Annotated in this window: 12 protein-coding genes; 2 read left to right on the plus strand and 10 right to left on the minus strand. The window is 39.5% G+C overall.

The window, feature by feature from the left end:
* Positions 1-205: 205 nt before the first annotated feature.
* A complete protein-coding gene (locus FBD94_RS24775) occupies positions 206-2,341 on the plus strand; it encodes an ATP-binding protein (RefSeq protein ID WP_169472405.1) in 2,136 nt (711 codons plus the stop codon).
* Here the strand turns inward: FBD94_RS24775 and FBD94_RS24780 are convergent.
* Positions 2,338-3,558, minus strand: a complete 1,221-nt coding sequence (locus tag FBD94_RS24780; RefSeq protein WP_136882214.1) for a dicarboxylate/amino acid:cation symporter — start codon at positions 3,556-3,558, stop codon at positions 2,338-2,340. The two genes, FBD94_RS24775 and FBD94_RS24780, sit on opposite strands and share 4 nt — an antisense overlap.
* 44 nt (positions 3,559-3,602) lie before the next feature.
* Positions 3,603-4,166 carry a dihydrofolate reductase family protein gene (locus tag FBD94_RS24785; protein ID WP_136882215.1) on the minus strand — a complete coding sequence of 188 codons (564 nt, stop codon included), beginning with the start codon at positions 4,164-4,166 and terminating at the stop codon, positions 3,603-3,605.
* Between the two features lie 229 nt (positions 4,167-4,395).
* Between FBD94_RS24785 and FBD94_RS24790 the strand changes: the two genes are divergently transcribed.
* The gene (locus tag FBD94_RS24790; protein ID WP_136882216.1) at positions 4,396-4,719 is read left to right on the plus strand and encodes a hypothetical protein; all 324 of its coding nucleotides are present in this window, start codon (positions 4,396-4,398) and stop codon (positions 4,717-4,719) included.
* A 3-nt stretch (positions 4,720-4,722) separates the two neighbouring features.
* On the opposite strand, the gene FBD94_RS24795 is transcribed toward FBD94_RS24790, so the two are convergent.
* The 8 genes from FBD94_RS24795 to FBD94_RS24830 all read right to left on the minus strand — a co-directional run bounded on the left by FBD94_RS24795 (position 4,723) and on the right by FBD94_RS24830 (position 17,351).
* Positions 4,723-5,493 carry a polysaccharide lyase family 7 protein gene (locus FBD94_RS24795; RefSeq protein WP_136882217.1) on the minus strand — a complete coding sequence of 257 codons (771 nt, stop codon included), beginning with the start codon at positions 5,491-5,493 and terminating at the stop codon, positions 4,723-4,725.
* 9 nt (positions 5,494-5,502) lie between these two features.
* Positions 5,503-7,821: a chondroitinase-B domain-containing protein gene (locus FBD94_RS24800; protein WP_136882218.1), complete on the minus strand. Its 2,319-nt coding sequence runs from the start codon at positions 7,819-7,821 to the stop codon at positions 5,503-5,505.
* Between the two features lie 17 nt (positions 7,822-7,838).
* Complete coding sequence (locus tag FBD94_RS24805; protein ID WP_136882219.1) at positions 7,839-9,422, minus strand: hypothetical protein; 1,584 nt, start codon at positions 9,420-9,422, stop codon at positions 7,839-7,841.
* Positions 9,423-9,446: 24 nt separating this feature from the next.
* Complete coding sequence (locus FBD94_RS24810; protein ID WP_136882233.1) at positions 9,447-11,024, minus strand: RagB/SusD family nutrient uptake outer membrane protein; 1,578 nt, start codon at positions 11,022-11,024, stop codon at positions 9,447-9,449.
* Positions 11,025-11,051: 27 nt separating this feature from the next.
* Entirely contained in the window at positions 11,052-14,255 is a 3,204-nt protein-coding gene (locus tag FBD94_RS24815) for a SusC/RagA family TonB-linked outer membrane protein (protein WP_136882220.1), read from the minus strand.
* Between the two features lie 151 nt (positions 14,256-14,406).
* The gene (locus FBD94_RS24820; RefSeq protein WP_131610830.1) at positions 14,407-15,159 is read right to left on the minus strand and encodes an SDR family NAD(P)-dependent oxidoreductase; all 753 of its coding nucleotides are present in this window, start codon (positions 15,157-15,159) and stop codon (positions 14,407-14,409) included.
* Positions 15,160-15,172: 13 nt separating this feature from the next.
* Entirely contained in the window at positions 15,173-16,456 is a 1,284-nt protein-coding gene (locus FBD94_RS24825) for an MFS transporter (protein WP_131610831.1), read from the minus strand.
* A gap of 13 nt (positions 16,457-16,469) precedes the next feature.
* The gene (locus FBD94_RS24830) at positions 16,470-17,351 is read right to left on the minus strand and encodes an alpha/beta hydrolase (protein WP_136882221.1); all 882 of its coding nucleotides are present in this window, start codon (positions 17,349-17,351) and stop codon (positions 16,470-16,472) included.
* Between the last annotated feature and the right edge of the window lie 4 nt (positions 17,352-17,355).

The following is a 17,355-nucleotide window of genomic DNA, read 5'->3' on the forward strand; positions in this document are numbered from 1 at the left end:
AAAAAACCGCAAGGTATATAGTTGTGTTGGGTTTTTTGTGGTATTTGTTTATTATAAGGTATGTTTGGTTTCTTAAATATATAAAATATTAATTTCATAACAAGGGTTGAGAAAAATATTCTGATTTGAGTTTTCTGAACGTTTTGACTTTGGCATACTTATTGGCAAAGGGATGGAACTAAGGCAAACAAGCAAGCATTATCTAATGAGAAAAAATCAGCGTTCTTTTCTGGTCATATTTGGCATTATTATCGTGTTTATAACCCTTTTGTTTCGCAATTCTATTACTCAGCAATCAGAACAAAAAGTATTAACGACTACCTTGAGCGAATTGGAGACAAACAACCTTCAGCTCTCTAAATTGGATACCATTACTTTAAGCTTACAGGTTGCAGAGAATAATTTTAGGATGTATACCGCTTTGTGGAAGCCTGAATATTTTGTGAGATATACAGAAGAGATAAAATCTATTTCTATCATATTGGCTAGCCTTTCTGTAGAAGGTAATAGAAATATATCGGGCAACATTGTGGGGGATTTGGCTAGTAAGCGGAAGCAGATGTTGCTTTATGGAGCAATTAAGAAACTAGCCGATTCAATTACGAATATTAATTTACAGCTTAATGTAGATAAGATAAGCAGTACCCTGCTAGCTGGAAAAAAGTTTCCAAAAGCCGCGGTAAAGAAGGTAGTTGAGATTGAAGAAATAAAAGCTGAACCCAATGGGAAAAAGAAAAAGTTTTTTCAGCGGCTTAAAAGTGCGATTTTAAACGAGACCGATCCGGCAGACACAGCTAAAATAAGAAAAACCGAAACCACATACGAGCCTGTTGAAAATGGGGTGGAAGCTTACAACAAAAAGCAATTGGAACGAATTACCAATTATTACAAGGGCTTGTTGGAAGATCAAAAAAAGAATCATGTTAAGTTAACCGAAAAGGAGCAAGCTATTTTAACTTTAAATGAGCGGATATTCGAAAATATTAAGCTGTTATTTAAAGAATATAAAGACAATATCAATGTAAGTGAGACAGCAAGAAAAGTAGCGCTGAAAAATAAAGCAAAAAATTCATTGGATAATATTAATTGGTCTGGCAAACTTAACTTTGTGATCAGCTTATTATCTTATTTGGGCATTATATTTTTGCTGTATAAGCTTTACCGTGCTTATAATAGGATCATGAAAGCGAATAAGCTGGCCGCTGAGCAGGTGGTTAGTAAATCCAGACTTTTTACCAGTATTAGTCACGAGATGCGTACGCCTTTAAATGCGATTATTGGCGTTTCTGAACAACTAAAATCAACACCTTTAAATGAAGATCAGAAGATGATGTCTAAATTGTTGGATACTTCTTCTTCTATGCTGTTGTCTGCTGTTAACGAAGTGCTTGATTTTTCTCGTTTGGAAACCAAAAAGCTATCACTTGCAAAAACACCTTTTAAGTATAAACGTATTTTAAGAGAAGTAGCCGATACCGCAAAAGTTTTGGCAGATCAAAAGAAACTAAAACTCGAATTGCTTCAGGATGGTGCTCCTGATTTATTACTAGATGGCGACCCTTATCGTTTAAAACAGATCATTATGAATTTAACGGCTAATGCCATTAAATTTACGGAGAAGGGGAAGGTAAGCATTCAAGTGGATGTAAAGAGAACTGATGAAAAGAATGTATCACTGATTGTTAAAGTTATTGATACTGGTATAGGTATATCGGCGGCAAATATTCCTGTCATCTTTAATGAATTTTCACAAGTGATAGATGCTAAGCGTAACGACTGGCAAGTAGGCTCAGGGCTTGGCTTAACCATTAGTAAAAAGTTGGTGGACATGCATAAGGGGAAAATAGATGTTGAAAGTACGCTGAGAAAAGGGACAACTTTTACGGTCGCGTTGCCTTATCGCATTGTTGTTGATGGAGAAGAAAACCTTGAACAACAGCAGGAAATGATGATCAATAGCGATCGTTTTAAAAATATTCACATTTTAGTTGTTGATGATTCTGAGATGAATCTACTGGTGATTAAAATGATCTTTAAGAAGCATGGAATTAGTTATGATGCGGCAACAAGTGCAGCTGAAGCACTTCAATTTATAAACAAAAATAAATGCGATATGGTGCTCACAGATATTCAAATGCCAGAAATGGATGGGATAGAGTTTGCCAAAATAATCAGAGCCAACAAGGATCATAAGAAAGCTGCAATCCCCATCATTGCTTTAACTGGTGAGATTAGTGCTGGGGCGCATGATACCTATTTTTCTGCAGGATTAAACGATTACATCATCAAGCCATTTACAGAGATAGAACTGATCGAAAAGATTCTCGATTACATCGATTAGATACTGTCTTTTATCCATTGTTTACCCTCAGTAAACCTGGTGACCAGCATTGACGCTACGGTATCGCCGGTGGCGTTTAATAAAGTTGCCATCGGATCTACCAATGTCCCGATGATCATGGCAGGTGGCAAGGCTTCTATGGGGAGACTATAAGCAGAAATAAACAATAATTCGCCAACATAGCCTCCATTAGGTATTCCACCTTCTACAATACTCACCAATACGGTCATGCCTAATGCCAATAAAATTGCATCGGCAGTATTAAATCCTTTGCCAAATAGCGCAAACACAACAGCCATTTTAACAATTGAAGAAATACTCGAACCATCTTTGTGGAGGGTTGCGCCAAGGGGGATGGTTACATTGGCAATGTAATCTGGAATGCCCATTTTTTTTGCAGCATCCAGATTGGCAGGAATAGTGGCAATGCTGCTACAAGTACCTACGGCAGTTGCCGAGGGGATAAGGTTATTTTTCCAATAGCGCTTTATCCCTTTAATACCTCCAGCTACAAATGCATATAGGCTAAATATGGCCACGAAATAAAAGGCACCAAAACTATAATATAGGCCTAATGACTTGGCATAGGTGCCAAATAATTGGGGGCCAAATACGCCAACTTGATAGGCGAAGTATGCACCAAGTCCAATCGGACCACCTTTCATAATCAGAATGAATACGTTTTTAAAGACTTCATTTCCTGCCTGAAGAAACGAAGCAAAGCGGATGCCTTCTTTTCCTGATTTATGGGTTGCAAAGCCAATAATAACGGAGAAAATGATCATGGCCAACATGCTTTTACGGGAAAGCAGTTCAAAAAACTCTGAAGTTGTGAAAAGCCCGGCAAATTGATCTGTAAAGGGCTTTTCATTTATTTTTTCAGTAATAGCAGCAGCTGTTAACGATTCATGTATTGGAAATATTTTAACGGCAACGATGGTTAATGTGGCTGATATCAGAACTGTAGCAAGGAATACTACACCAGTGATGCCCATCATTTTGCTTAATTTTTCGGAAGGCTTAATGTTTGCAATAGCTGATGATATGGCGAAAAAAACCAGTGGTATCACCGCAGTAAATAGGAGATTTAAAAAGATATCACCTATTGGTTTTAAAACCTCAACTTTTTTACCAAATATCAATCCAGCTATGCTCCCAACTATAATTCCGGTCAATAGCCAAATGATACCACTATAGTTTTTTAAGTAACCTTTCATTTTTACCGTATGTTGGTTACCTAAATATATTAAATATTAATGGTTTAGCGAGAATACCTTAGCAATACGCAACCATCATCAAAAGTCTTTGTTTCGAGTAGATTTAACTTGAATAACTTGCGGTCATCAGTAAATAACTTCCTGCCTTTACTTAAAACAGCTGGACATACAATGAATTGATATTCGTCAATCACATCACTGTTAAATAACGATTGTGTGAGCGCAAGACTTCCCCAGATTACAATGTCTTTGCCAGCTTGTGACTTCAATTTTGAAATTTCCTTATCGGCGTCTTTCTTTATAATGGAAGCAGGTTTGAGGTCACCCCATGCGGCTTGTTCAAGAGTTTCAGAAACAACGTACCTGGCCAAAGCATTTAATCCTGGAGCGATACGCTCTGTCGAGTTCGGCCAGTAGGCTTCAAACATCCGGTAGGTATTCCGGCCTAATATCATGGTATCTATGGTTTTTATAAACGCTAACTGATTGTTTTCAATACTGTTTTTTGTACCAGTTGAAAATTCTTGAGGCATAAAATCCAATTCGTCTTGCTGTCCGGCCGCAAAGCCATCAATGGTTACAAATTCCTGAACAATTACTTTTCTCATGATTGCTATCGTTTAATACCTAACAAATATACAAGCTATAGTAGTAGGAGGTGATGGCAAGAACCGCCGAATAAAGGGGGCGGATGCGACAGGAATAAAATTTATTTAATAAACTGAAATCCGTCGCCTATTATTTTACGTAAGTCTGTACAAAGTGTAGCACCTGATTTGGTTTGCGTAGCGTGCTGCGCTTTTGTATTTTATATCTTGAAAATAAACGCGAACGAGCATGACGACAGATTTAGACGTATTTGAAGACATTGTATTCAGTATCATGAATGGTACTTATAAGGACGAAACAGAAGATCGATTGTTTCTTGATAAGTGTAGAGATTTACAAGAAGAAGCTGAAATATTTAATGCGCTGAACCCAGATAAATCGGGATATTATCTGGTTCAGCGAAAGTTAATTGTCTATAGAATTATTTCCAAGATCACCATAGAGAAAGCCGGGTTTGATGATAAGCAAAAGGAAAGATTGGAGTTTGTCGAAAAAGGCTTATTGAGTTTGTATTGGCTTTATATGGAACTTCTGGTTGAAATTCAGCATTGACGTTTAAAGCTCGTGCTTTGCCCAAACCTTATAGATTTCAACAGCTCCAAATGCATCACAAGCTTCTCCTTCTACTTTTCTTTTCCCTTGGCAGGATGATTGCACATAGGCGCCAGCTTTAAAATAAGCGCCCGTAAATGCCTTCGGATAAGTAAACTTTAATTTGCCATTGTAATAGCATTCAGTTTGGTCGTTGCTTACTTTAAACATTACCGTAAAACGAGTGCCCAATTGGTAGTTCTCATCTAATAGGGGCCCTTTGTCATTATCCATTTTTACAAAAAGTTTATTCTTCTCTAGCCTAAAAACAATAACATCGTCATCAGCATCATGGATTTGACCAACCACAATATGTGGTTTTTTAACCGGTAAATGAATGATGCTTTGATCAATAAAAAGAGTGTGCGTGCCGGTTGATGATGACCATGAGGCGTTCTTTTTTCCATTATCGATCATTTCTCTAAGCTCAGAGCGGGGATAACCCGATCCTTTTGTTGTGGTTCCACCTGTTATCGCACGAAATACGACTGCGTTGCCTCCATTGTTGGCATAAAACCAAAATTCGTTGCTATAGGTTTGCAATTCGGGCTGTCTGTATTCATCCGATCCACCAGGAGTTTTAATGCCTTCAGGTATATTTAGTTTCCAATTGCTAAGATCCAGTATTTGTGAAGGAAGCTTTGTGGCTTGCTGAGCCGAAATGTCGAAGCTAAGTAAAGTGATTAGCCCTGTGGAAAGGGCTAATCTTAGTATTGTCTTTGTGAGTTTTATCATCTGATACTATTATTTTGTAACACCAATTGATAGCTTGTCATTAGCAGATGACGCGTTATCTATCCATTGAAAATTAAGTTTTTCGGGGTCAGTGTATTTAGGTTTGATATGGTAAATATGACTTCCCGTAGCCTTGTTGTAAAAAGATTCGATCTTTCCAGATTCGTAAAAATTACAGTGATCAACAAGGATATTATCCCAACGGTATTCCTGAAATTGAACAGATCTTCCCCCTTGTCCACTGTAAGAAAAATTACTATTGGTAATCGTAGCTTGTTGTGCTCCGATTAATCTGACTACAGTTCCCTGTTCACGGTTTTCTACCTCATTAAAGGTACAATGGTCAATATTTACAAATGGCCCTAAAGTACTTTCATCATTTCCACCACGATAAATGTTGATGGCGCTGCCCAGTAAATTGGTAAAAGTACAATTCCTGATCACTGTGTATTCCGCATTGTACATACCCTTGTCGTCTTTCTCTGAAGAAAGGTCTATTCCATTGCCTGACATGTGATGGAAAATTGAATTGATAACAACGAGACTGTCGGCTAAGGTGCTTTTTGAGGCTTTAAAGCCACTATTTGTACTCTCATTATAATCATAAAATTCGCAGTCGTCTATGGTAAGCAAGTAAGGTCTGTTCATCGGTTTATCAGTAGAACGGATACCGGCATCAGCAGCAGAGAAACTCTCGTATGTACCTTTAAAAGCGAGGCCTTTAACCAAAAGGTCGCCACCGTTTTCAATACTGATAAAAGCAGGTAATGATTTATAGGATGCATTCACAAATACAGGTCTGCTCTTTAAATTTTTGGCTGCCATGATGATTAACGGTTTGTTAACCGTAAGCTCGGTATTCATTTTGTAGAGCCCCGCATCTGATAAAATGATGGTGTCACCAGACAAGGCATCATTAATCAGGTTGGCAATCGTTGCACTTTGTGCTGCTTTTACTTTAAAGCTTTTTGCTGGTCGGGCAGGAGCTTCTACTGTAGGTTTATACCAAATAGCTCCGGTAGCTTCTTTTTTAATTAAAGGAAGCTTTTTTATATCTGCTCCGTATTGTGGATCGTAGGGTAGGTTAAATCCTTTTATCTGTATAGATTTTACCTTCACTTTTTTAAATCCGGCAGGTATGGTTCCTTTAAAAGCATCATCCAATCCGTTATCCGCAAATGCGATTCCTTTGTCGTTATTGGCATCGGTATAGACTTCATTTTTTTGAGTAAGGATAAGGTTATTTTTGAAGGAAACATTTTCAGGCCCAAGGGTACGCTCGGCATCCTTACCAGCCCCAAATAAGATCTCAGCACTATTGATAAAAGTATTCTTTTCAATAACGGCATCCTTTACCTGGTAATATCTATTGATGAGTGAATTGGGCACGCCGTTTACTAAAGCCAGTGGTGCTCTGAAATTGCTACCCTGCAGTTGATAGAAAATATTGTTGAATACACGCTGACGAGGGTTAATTACCCTTACGCCCCCGGTAAAGGGTTTGTTATTGCCTATGAAAAAATTGCCTTCAACGATGTTGCCTGATCCATGTCTCAATACAAGACTGCCCTCGCATTCGTAAAAGGTGTTGTAGCTGACATTGTTTTCGCCGGATTTAATAGATACGATCTCCACCTCTCCATTACAGCGTTCGAAATAATTGTGAACAATCTGTGTACGTGAAGCTGTTAATGAATACCTGGAAACTCCAATGCGAATGGTTTCGCCACCATTAGATCCGAAGCGCTGACGGCCTTTAAAATAATTGCTGTCTATGCGGTGGTTATTTTGCTGGCTCCGTTCATCATCCAGTTCTGCAATAATCAGTGGCCCTGAATTTAGCTTGTTTACAAATGTAGAATGATCAATGCGGTTGTTTTTTCCATATAATGTAATCCAGGTGTCGGCTTTAAAGCGTTCTGGCTGACTATAGTTCTCAATTACAATGTTGCTAACCCGGCAGTTGTTGGCCAGCACATCGTTACTGATGCGAAAAGAAATAACTTCCCTTTTAGGGCTATAACCATTTTTAAAATGGAAGCCCTTAATGATCAAGTATTCGCCACCAATCTGGATATAGGATTGCCCGCTAAAGGTAACCCCACCTGGTGTTTGTGGCATAATAATGATAGGGGCTTTAGCTGTTCCTTTTCCTTGTAATTGTATGGCTGCATTGTTCCAGGTGCCATCCTTCAACAGAAGTATGGTACCTGGTTTAGCTTTGCTTATAGTAGCTTTCAATGCTGCTGGATTTTCTACAATGACGGTTTCTGCTATTGAAAAAAAGCTACTGAGTAATAAGGATACAAATAATATGGTCTTTAGCATATGCATATGGTCATAAATTATTTCTGGATATAGATATCGAATTTCATGGTCGAGTTACCGGCACTTGAATTCACTTCTTTTATGACCATAATGGCATTTTTATACGCAGTGGTCGTACGGTTTGTAATCCGCAGATAAATGATTTTTGCTGTGGTCAGATTAAACAAAGATGCCGAAGGTGCTGCTGATGCTTCATATCTAGGTCCACTGCTTGATGGGGCCGACAATGTTCTGGAAGTAAAGAATGCATCACTTAAATCGTCTATTTCATTTGCGGCTATCAGATTATAAACATCAGTTTGTCCGGTGCTTGCTCCATTGATCAAGACCCTGAATTTGGTATCTTTTAATGCAGCTGGATCCGCAATCGTCCATCCCGTTCCATTACATTTCATATTTGCGGGGAAGGTTCCTGTTGTACCACTAAATGGGTTATATAAGGTTGGCCCTGCGCTGGGAGCAAAAAATACAAACTGAATATTTGCTTCATTAGCTATCAGATTGCAGTTGCCTGCCGTAGTTCCATTTTCAAGGAAAACGGTGTTGGTCCCCAATGTTTGTGCGGTCATGAATACATCTCTGTAAACCACACTGCCATAATTGACATTTAAAGGAATGATCAGCTCAGTTTGAAGATCTTCTGTATCAACTGCAATGAGTTTAAGGTTTGAAGCTCTTTTTTTATATAAGTAAGTAGTATTTAGATTATAAGTTTTAACTCCATTCAGGTTGCTTAAAGTGGAGACCAGTTCATAGACTCCATTACGGTCGTCGTAAATATCTATTTTCTTGAGACCAGTTACAGAAGTAATATTGCCGGTTAGAGGTGTAGTTCCTGCAGTAATTGGTGTAATCTTAGCTGCAAAACCAATGAATTTTGGTTTAAAAACAGCAACATCCACAGGCATATTGATAATTAATTCATTGGTCTGGTTGTAGATGTCTGTAACCCGTATTTTAATGTGCTGGGCAGCTTTGCGGTAGGTATATGCATAGTTCAATGCATATTGTTTAGCACCGTTTATCGTGTTAATGCTGTGTGCCAGTACATAGGTGTTCTCGGTTTGGAAATCATCGAATATATCAACCTGTTTGATGCCATAGTCCGAGGTGAGGTTACCTGCTATTGCAGTTGCTCCATTAAGATCTGCATTAATTTGAGTAGGGAAACTGTTAAACTGAGGTAGGTCAGGATCGAAGAATTTAATGGGAATAAATCCTTCAAGAGAACTGTTGTTACTTTGTTTTACCATTATTTTCACACCTTTTACCTGGCTCATATTGTTTGCTGGAAAGGAAGCAAGCGGTATGGTAAGTGTATAATTTTTCGGGTTGTTTTTTATATCAGTGGTGATATAAATCAGAGAATCTGTAGCATTATTTCTTATGAGGTAAGAATAAATTAATTTGATGCCATTGGTGGCATCAATTTCACTTTTCACCTCATCTCCCAGATCAAAACTTTTTGTGGCCTTGTTAAAAGTATAAGTTTCGGCCTTAATTGAGCCTTCTCCAATGTCTGAAAGTTTCTCTTTTTTGCAGGAGGCTATTGTGGCTGCAAAAGCCAGCATAAACAACCCTGTTTTTAAAAATTTTGTCATCTCTTTAAAATTTATAATGAGCAATTAGTAACCTGGGTTTTGAATAATTTTTATCTGATCATTTGCATCGAGTTCACGCTGGGGAATAGGCAATAACAATTTTTCAGCTGTTAAGTGAGCTTGTAATTCTGCCAGTGTAAATGCAGGTCTGTAGGCTTTATAGTGTGCGTCGAATTCTAATGCAAAATGATTTTTGATAACAGTAATGGCTTGTCCAGTTCTTACCAAATCAAAGAAACGTTGGTTTTCGAATGCAAATTCCAACCTTCTTTCGTTTAACAATGCGGTTAAAAACTGTGCTGGTGTAGCAATGGCATTAGCACTTCCATCAGTTGGGTATTTATAGAAGCCAGTATTAAAGTCTCCAGTAACATAATCTACCGCACCCGCTCTTGCCCTTACGTCGTTAATTAGGTTTACACTTGCCGTTCCAAAACCCAAAGCCTCTGCTTTCATCAACAATACATCAGAGAAACGTAGCACCGGGAAATCATTTTCTCCATCAAATTTAACCAAAACCGGGGATATGAATTTTTTAACATACAGCTTGGCGTTATATTTTGCCATTGTTACGGCTTTTCTTCCATCAGTAGCGCCCGTTGCAGGTGTTTTATAGGTTACATCCAAATCGTTGGTCGGGTAGTTATATCCGCTTCCATCACCATTTATGACGGCACTTCCGCTAGATGTTGGCGCAAAGTTATTGCCCATTAAATTACCCAAACCAAAGCCACCAGCCTTAAACCTTACCGCAAAGAGAATTTCTTTGTTCATTTCGTTGTTGATAGAGAAGACATCCGAAAAGGAAGGTAGCATACCATAGCCACTGTTGCTGATCACATCATCAAGCAGTGGTAGTGCGCTTGACGCACGGTTGGTACTTAAGTAAACTTTAGCCAGTAGCGTTTTTGCTGCCCAGGAAGTTGCATGCCCAGCATCGGTATTGGTTGAAGCTGAATATGGGGTTTGAGATAGTAAGTCTTTGGCCGCTAAAAGGTCGGCTGTGATCAGCTGATAACAATCGGCGATCGGCGTTCTGTTGATTTTTTTTGACTGTTCAGGATCAACGGGTTCGGTAACTAAAAACACATCACCATATAACCTTACCAGGTTAAAATAATGATAGGCACGTAAAAACAAAGCTTCGCCTGCGAGCTGATTTTTTTGCTGCTGGGTCATTTTTGCGGTTCCTTCGCCGAGAGTGGTTTGTCCACCTGCATAGGTAGTGCCCAGACTTTTTAGTACATAATTGATCGACCTTAGGTTTTTGTAGGTCATCAGCCAGTATTGATAAACCTTGTCATGTGCCGAGTTTAGGGTAAACATGTCCAAGTCATTAAATTCAAAATTAATGGTAGCCGAACTATTGGCTACACCCTGTTTCGAATTATCAGTTCGCAGATCACTAAGCATCCACTCAAATTCCAAAGGCTTTTGCAAACCGCTATAGCTGCCGGTAAGTGCAACTTTGGTTTCTTCATAATTTCTATAAAAGGCATCAACCCCAATATTGGAAATGGGATCGATATCGATGATCTTGTTACAAGCAGTAGTGCTTATCGCAAGCAATAATCCTGCTGTTAGGTACTTAAAGCTTTTCATCTTATCTATTTTTAGCTGAGTCATGATTTAAAAATTAACATCTATACCAAATGTGTAAGTGCGGGCAATTGGAAAGGCGCCACGCTGATAGCCATCAATAAGTGGGGAGGAATATTGTGATGAGGTAGCTCTGGCCTCAGGGTTGATCCCACGGTAAGAGCTGCCCATTAAATAAACCACATTGTCAGCAGCAGTATAAACTCTTACCCCTTTTACACCTATTTTTTTAGTGAATTTAGCAGGAAGTGTGTAGCCGAGGATGACGTTTCTAAGTGCAGCATAAGAGCCGTCCTCAATCACGTAGTCTGTTAGCATCCAATTCTCTCCATTGGTATAGTATGGTGTTTTACCATCACCTGGATTGGCGGCACTGATCCATCTGTTTTTGTTGAAATTCTCGTTGTATCTCCTTGATTCATTGTAGTTTGCATCACCATTGATCACTTTTACACCCTGTACGCCTTGTATTAAAATATTCAGATCAAACCCTTTGTATTTAAAAGAGTTGTTGATTCCCCAGGTAAAATCAGGAAAAGGAGTACCTATCGGTGTACGGTCATCCACATCGATTTTGTTATCACCATTTACGTCAACAAACTTTAATCCCCCGGGTGCGAAATATTTGGCAAGGGTAGAAGTTTGTCCACCGGCTTTTGCTTCATCAATTTGAGCTTGAGAAGTCCATACGCCATCTGTTTTATAACCGAAGAACTGTATGGCTGGCTGACCAACTATAGCGGCATAGATTTCAGAACGTTCTCCATAGTTATACTGGAAAGGTTCTCCACCTAGCTCCAGTAACTTATTTCTGTTGGCCGAGAAGTTTAAATTGGTAGTCCATTGAAACTTGCTGTTTTTGATATTGTTGGAAGTCAATTCTATTTCTACCCCTTGGTTTTTTATCTTACCTGAGTTGTTGATATATTCAAAAGATCCACTAAAAGATTGAGTAGATCTTTTGTATAGTAATTTATCTGTGTTTGAATTGTAATACTCTAAAGTTAAGCCGAATCGATCTTGCATAAAGCCTAGATCCAATCCCGCATTGAACTCATAAGTACGTTCCCAGGTAATGCTGGGATTGGCCAGCACATCCGAATTTGGTGACAGTCCAAGATTCACATCGCCATTTCCGCTTCCAAAAGAGTAATTCCCTGGATAAAGTAAATTTTGGAAAGAAAAGCTTGGGATTTTGTTGTTACCTGTAGCGCCATAACTGGCTCTCAATTTCATATTGCTAACCCAGGTAACATCTTTCATGAAGTCTTCTTTTGCAATTCCCCAACCTGCAGATACTGCCGGGAATGAGCCATATTTTTTGCCTTTATAAAAGTAAGAGCTTCCATCCATACGGTAACTAACCGCCAATAAGTATTTATTCTTGTAATCGTAAGTGAAACGACCAAGGTATGAGATTAGACCTACACGGTCTTTCAGTGTTTTGGTTAGTGCCTGGTCTATTTGTGCAGCCTGATTAAGGGTCTCAAATTCATCGGTAGGGAAGTTTCTACCTACCATATTAGATTCCTTGATCGTAGTTTGCTGTGTGGTAAAACCCAGTAAGCCTGTGAAATTGTGATTGCCCCTGGTTAGGTTGTAGTTTAAGGTGTTTTCAAATAAAACATCTAGATAGTTTTTTGTGTAAACGACGGCAGCATTTACATCACCGTCTTTTCTGGCGTTCGATTTGGTAAAGGTGTTGTTCTCCTGTTGTGTGTAATAACCACCAACAGAACTTTTAAAGATTAAATTGGGAAGAAATTTAATGCTGATATCTCCACCGCCCAGTATTCTATAAGTCTGTTGATTGTTTGTTTCTCTAGCTGCAATGGAAAGTGGAGTATTGTTACTGGTTGCAAAAGGGTCTACCGGACCTCCGCTACTCCAAATACTTCCATCAGGCATTGTTCCTGTGTACTGCAAGCCATTAAAATGACGTGCCTGAACAAAATCTCCGGGAAGAATATCTGCCCATTGGGAATTTTGATGTACATAAGCTGCAGTAAAGTCATTATGATAAACCGGAAGGAAGGATCCGAATCTGAAATAGTCGGTAAAGTTTACTGCCGGCCTTTGTGTTTTAATATAAGAAGGGTTAAAGTTAAAGCTGAAATTAACCTTTTTACTCAATGCGCCATCTATCTTTGCTTTTACATTTAGGCGCTCGTTATCGCTATATTTTAAGATGGCCTGGTCTTTCTGACCACTTGCAGAGATGTAATATTTTAAATCTTTATTGCCTCCGGAAATGCCCAATTGGATATTTGCAATCGATGCATCTTGCATTGCTTCTTGCTGCCAGTCAGTAGGTACACCACTGATTTGGTCTTCGATGATGTAGGCTGCACGTTCTGGACCAGTAATTAGGTTTTTTTGATTGGCGGGCACTGTTGGGTCATTTTGCCTTAATGCGCCCTCAGCAAATAGCATTTTAGTGTAATCGGTCACACTCATGATCGGGTTAAGCGCATAGGGTTTTTTAAAGCCGTAATACGATTTAACTGAATATCTTGGTTTATCGGAAACGCCGCTTTTTGTGGTGATCAGAATTACCCCATTGGCTGCTCTTGAACCGTATATCGCTGCTGATGCAGCATCTTTTAGTACTTCTATAGATTCTACATCCTGAGGGTTTACAAAGGATAAACCATCGGGTACTGGATAGCCATCTACTACAACCAAAGGCTGAGAACTGGCGCTGATGGAGCTGAATCCACGAACCCTTACAATTGGTTCGGCACCAACTTCTGAACTTACATTTTGAATGGTAACACCTGCTATTTTTCCGATTAAGGCATTGTCTAATCTTGATGTAGGAATCTCATCCAGATTTTCATTTTTTAGTTTACTTACGGCACCGGTTACGGAAGACTTTTTCTGTGTGCCATATCCAATAACCACCACCTCGTCCATGTTATTTTTTACCTCTTTTAAGGTAATGGTTACCTTGGCTGCTACAGTAACCGAATAGGCTTGTGGTTGGTAGCCTAGATAGTTTATCAGTAGTAGTTTGCCAGATTCGGCAGTAATGGTAAATTCACCTTGGTTATTGGTGATTGTTCCTTGTTTTGAATCTTTGATGGTAACAGATGCGCCCGGCAAAGTTTCTCCGGCAGCCGATTTAACCACGCCCTGTATTTTTACCTTGGTTTGTGAAAACCCTGGTGTCAAAAACAGAAAACAGGAAAATACAATGAGGAGTATACCTCGTAAGTAAACTTTCGAATTCATATTCTTATTGGTTTTATATTTGGTTATAGTATTTCCTGCTGTGTAAAATCCCCATTTTACTTTGCAGGGACAGCCTCCCTTATTGCTGCCTGGTAATGTGTTTAAAGGGCGCTTAAATAGCAGTCGCAGTATTTAAACGCCCTTTGTATTTTTATGAAAAGTTTAAACCACCATTGATATCGATATTAGTACCGGTAACATAGCTGGATTGATCTGTAGTCAGGTAAACAATCAGGTCTGCAACCTCTGATGCTTGTCCTTCTCTTTTCAGTAAAGTAGCATTGGCTACATTAACGCGAACTTCAGGTTTACTAAAGGTATCGTGAAAAGTAGTGGCAATCATTCCCGGCAAAACCGAATTTACACGGATGTTTTTAGGTCCAAGTTCTTTAGCTAATGCTCTGGTATAAGTCATGATACCACCCTTTGCAGTTGCGTAAGCACTTGCTCCAGGACCACCGCCATCTCTACCTGCAAGAGAAGAAAGGTTTACAATCGAAGCGCCTGATTTCATGTAAGGAATAGTGGCTTTACTCACCAGATATACGCTTTTTAAGTTCAGGTCCATCACCGCATCCCAAAAATCTTCGTCCAGCTCTAAGGTTGGTTTTCTGGCCACCATGCCGCCTGCAACATTAACCAGAATGTGAATTTCATCACCAAAAGCTGCTTTGGCTTTTTCAATTAGCTCGGCTACTTCGGCAGATTTAGTTACATCTCCCTTAACAATGATGGCTTCGCCACCATTATCAGTGATCTGTTTTAAAGTTTCTTCAGCATTGGCTAAATTGCTGTGATAATTGATCACAACTTTTGCACCTTCCTGAGCAAGTTGACAGGAAACAGCTCTACCGATATCTCTGGACCCGCCAGTTACAATTGCGACTTTATTTTTTAAACGCATATTCTTTGATTTATTAATTTGTTATTTTTTTAGATGTCATATATTTAATACAGATCCATGCAATGGGAACCAGTACAGCTGCCAGTACAAAGAAGGAAACGTAGCTTGTTTTTGTAATAATGGGCACGGCCCATGTGGTTAATAATGTTCCGGCAACTGCTGCTGTCCCGCCCATACCGGCCACTGTGCCTACGTTTTTGCCATTAAAATAATCGCTTGGCAAAGTTTGGATGTTTCCAATAAGGAACTGAAAACCAAATAGCGTAGTGCCAATTAGTACCATGGCGAGGGTAGGGGTTTCTTTCAATGTATCCAGGTAATAAACGATGGCAACCAGGGAAAGTAGCATGACTCCGGAGCCTATTGCAATCGAATTTTTTCTTGCTTTTACAGCGGTAGTACCTTGTTTAATTTGCCATGAAGAATGATAGCCACCAGCTAAGCTGCCTATGGCCGCAAAAAGATAGGGCAACCAGGTAAAGGCACCGATTTGTTTAATATCGAAGAGGAACTGCTCTTTTAAAAAGGTCGGTAACCAGGTTACAAATAACCACCATACCGGATCAATAAAGAACCTACTCATGATGATGCCCCAGGTATTTCTGAATTTTAAGAGTTCTCTCCAGGTTAGTACGGGTACCACCTCAACAGAAGCGTTAGCATCAGGATCAGTATCCAGGATATAGTTACGTTCTTTTTCAGTTAGCCAAGGGTGCTTTTCTGGTGCCGCTTTGTTAATGATGAGCCATGGAATAACCCAGATCAGTCCTAAGGCGGCAATAAGTACAAATGTCATCTTCCAGCCAAATGCGATGTACAATAACGCAATAATCGGAGCGGATACTACTGAACCTAAGGATGCACCTGCTCCGAAAATACCCTGTGCAATCGCTCTTTCTTTTGCCGGAAACCATTCAGCATTACTTTTTGTCGCGCCAGGCCAATTTCCTGCTTCAGAAAAGCCGAGCATGAACCTGAAGATATTGAACGACATTAATGAGCGGGCAAATGAATGTAATGCAATAGAAACACTCCATCCAATGATAGAAATCGTCATACCCAGTCTTGTGCCTACCGCATCCATCAGTTTGCCTGTAAAAGTTTGCCCAAGGGCGTAGGCAATCATAAAGAAGGTGGTAATTAGTGCAAGCGCACTTTTATTGTCAACATCAGCAATTCCAAACTCCTTATAAATATAAGGCCACATGATGTTGATGGCACTACGGTCAATATAGTTGATCACCGTTGCAAAAGCAATCAGCGCAATAATGTACCATCTTAATCCTTTTACTTTCATCTCTATCCTAAAGTTATAGTCCCAGTCCCTTTAAAAATTCCATAATCTTTGCGTTAACCATGCTGTTGTCTTCTGGTGTGAATTTTCCATGTAGACCGCCTTTCACAGTAATAAACTCGTTCTTTACACCCAGCTCGTCCAACTTTGCTTTAAGGGCTACAGACTGCTGATAAGGCACTGTTGGGTCTGCATCACCATGTACAATAAACACTGGGGGACTAGTTTTCTTTACCTGGTATAGTGGAGATACTGACATGGCGAAGTCTTTATCTTTTGCTTTAGCACCTAACCAGCTTGTGGCTGATTTGCTGGTTTTGTTAGGACCATAACCCCAATCCCATACATCGGTAATGCCATACTTGTCAATAATAGCAGCAACCTTAATTTTTTCATTTGTTTTGCAATTGGTATCGAAAATGTGGTTGTTTTCTAGCAATCCGCCCATTAAGGCGAGGTGCCCACCGGCAGAACCGCCCATAATTACAATTTTGTTGACATCTATGTTGAGTTTTTTAGCATTGCTGATCAGGTAGATCAAAGCACAACGAGTATCTTCAACAGCTGCCGGGGCAGTTGCAACACCAGTAAGGCGATAAGCAATGTTAGCTACGGCATAGCCTCTTTTGAAGAAACCGCTAAATCCTGATTGTGATTCTTTGTTTCCTTTATTCCAGCCACCGCCATGGATATTGATGACAAGGGGAATAGGGGCGTTTTTAACTGGTGGAAGGTATAAATCAAGCTTGCCTTCCCAATCGTTCACTTTGGTGTAAACCACATTTAACTGCTCAGTAAAGCCCGCCGGATAGGTTACTTTTTTTATGGCTACTGTATCCTGAGCGCTAAGGGCGCAGCAGATAAAGAGTAAGCCACAAAGCATAATCATTTTCTTCATCTTA

This window comes from Pedobacter hiemivivus, from assembly GCF_005144565.1.
GTDB lineage: Bacteria > Bacteroidota > Bacteroidia > Sphingobacteriales > Sphingobacteriaceae > Pedobacter > Pedobacter hiemivivus.

What these genes read in the sequence shown, in the direction of transcription:
- FBD94_RS24775 (WP_169472405.1), top strand. Translation starts at nt 206, where the DNA reads ATGAGAAAAAATCAGCGTTCTTTTCTGGTCATATTTGGCATTATTATC.
- FBD94_RS24780 (WP_136882214.1), bottom strand. Translation starts at nt 3,558, where the DNA reads ATGAAAGGTTACTTAAAAAACTATAGTGGTATCATTTGGCTATTGACC.
- FBD94_RS24785 (WP_136882215.1), bottom strand. Translation starts at nt 4,166, where the DNA reads ATGAGAAAAGTAATTGTTCAGGAATTTGTAACCATTGATGGCTTTGCG.
- FBD94_RS24790 (WP_136882216.1), top strand. Translation starts at nt 4,396, where the DNA reads ATGACGACAGATTTAGACGTATTTGAAGACATTGTATTCAGTATCATG.
- FBD94_RS24795 (WP_136882217.1), bottom strand. Translation starts at nt 5,493, where the DNA reads ATGATAAAACTCACAAAGACAATACTAAGATTAGCCCTTTCCACAGGG.
- FBD94_RS24800 (WP_136882218.1), bottom strand. Translation starts at nt 7,821, where the DNA reads ATGCTAAAGACCATATTATTTGTATCCTTATTACTCAGTAGCTTTTTT.
- FBD94_RS24805 (WP_136882219.1), bottom strand. Translation starts at nt 9,422, where the DNA reads ATGACAAAATTTTTAAAAACAGGGTTGTTTATGCTGGCTTTTGCAGCC.
- FBD94_RS24810 (WP_136882233.1), bottom strand. Translation starts at nt 11,024, where the DNA reads ATGAAAAGCTTTAAGTACCTAACAGCAGGATTATTGCTTGCGATAAGC.
- FBD94_RS24815 (WP_136882220.1), bottom strand. Translation starts at nt 14,255, where the DNA reads ATGAATTCGAAAGTTTACTTACGAGGTATACTCCTCATTGTATTTTCC.
- FBD94_RS24820 (WP_131610830.1), bottom strand. Translation starts at nt 15,159, where the DNA reads ATGCGTTTAAAAAATAAAGTCGCAATTGTAACTGGCGGGTCCAGAGAT.
- FBD94_RS24825 (WP_131610831.1), bottom strand. Translation starts at nt 16,456, where the DNA reads ATGAAAGTAAAAGGATTAAGATGGTACATTATTGCGCTGATTGCTTTT.
- FBD94_RS24830 (WP_136882221.1), bottom strand. Translation starts at nt 17,351, where the DNA reads ATGAAGAAAATGATTATGCTTTGTGGCTTACTCTTTATCTGCTGCGCC.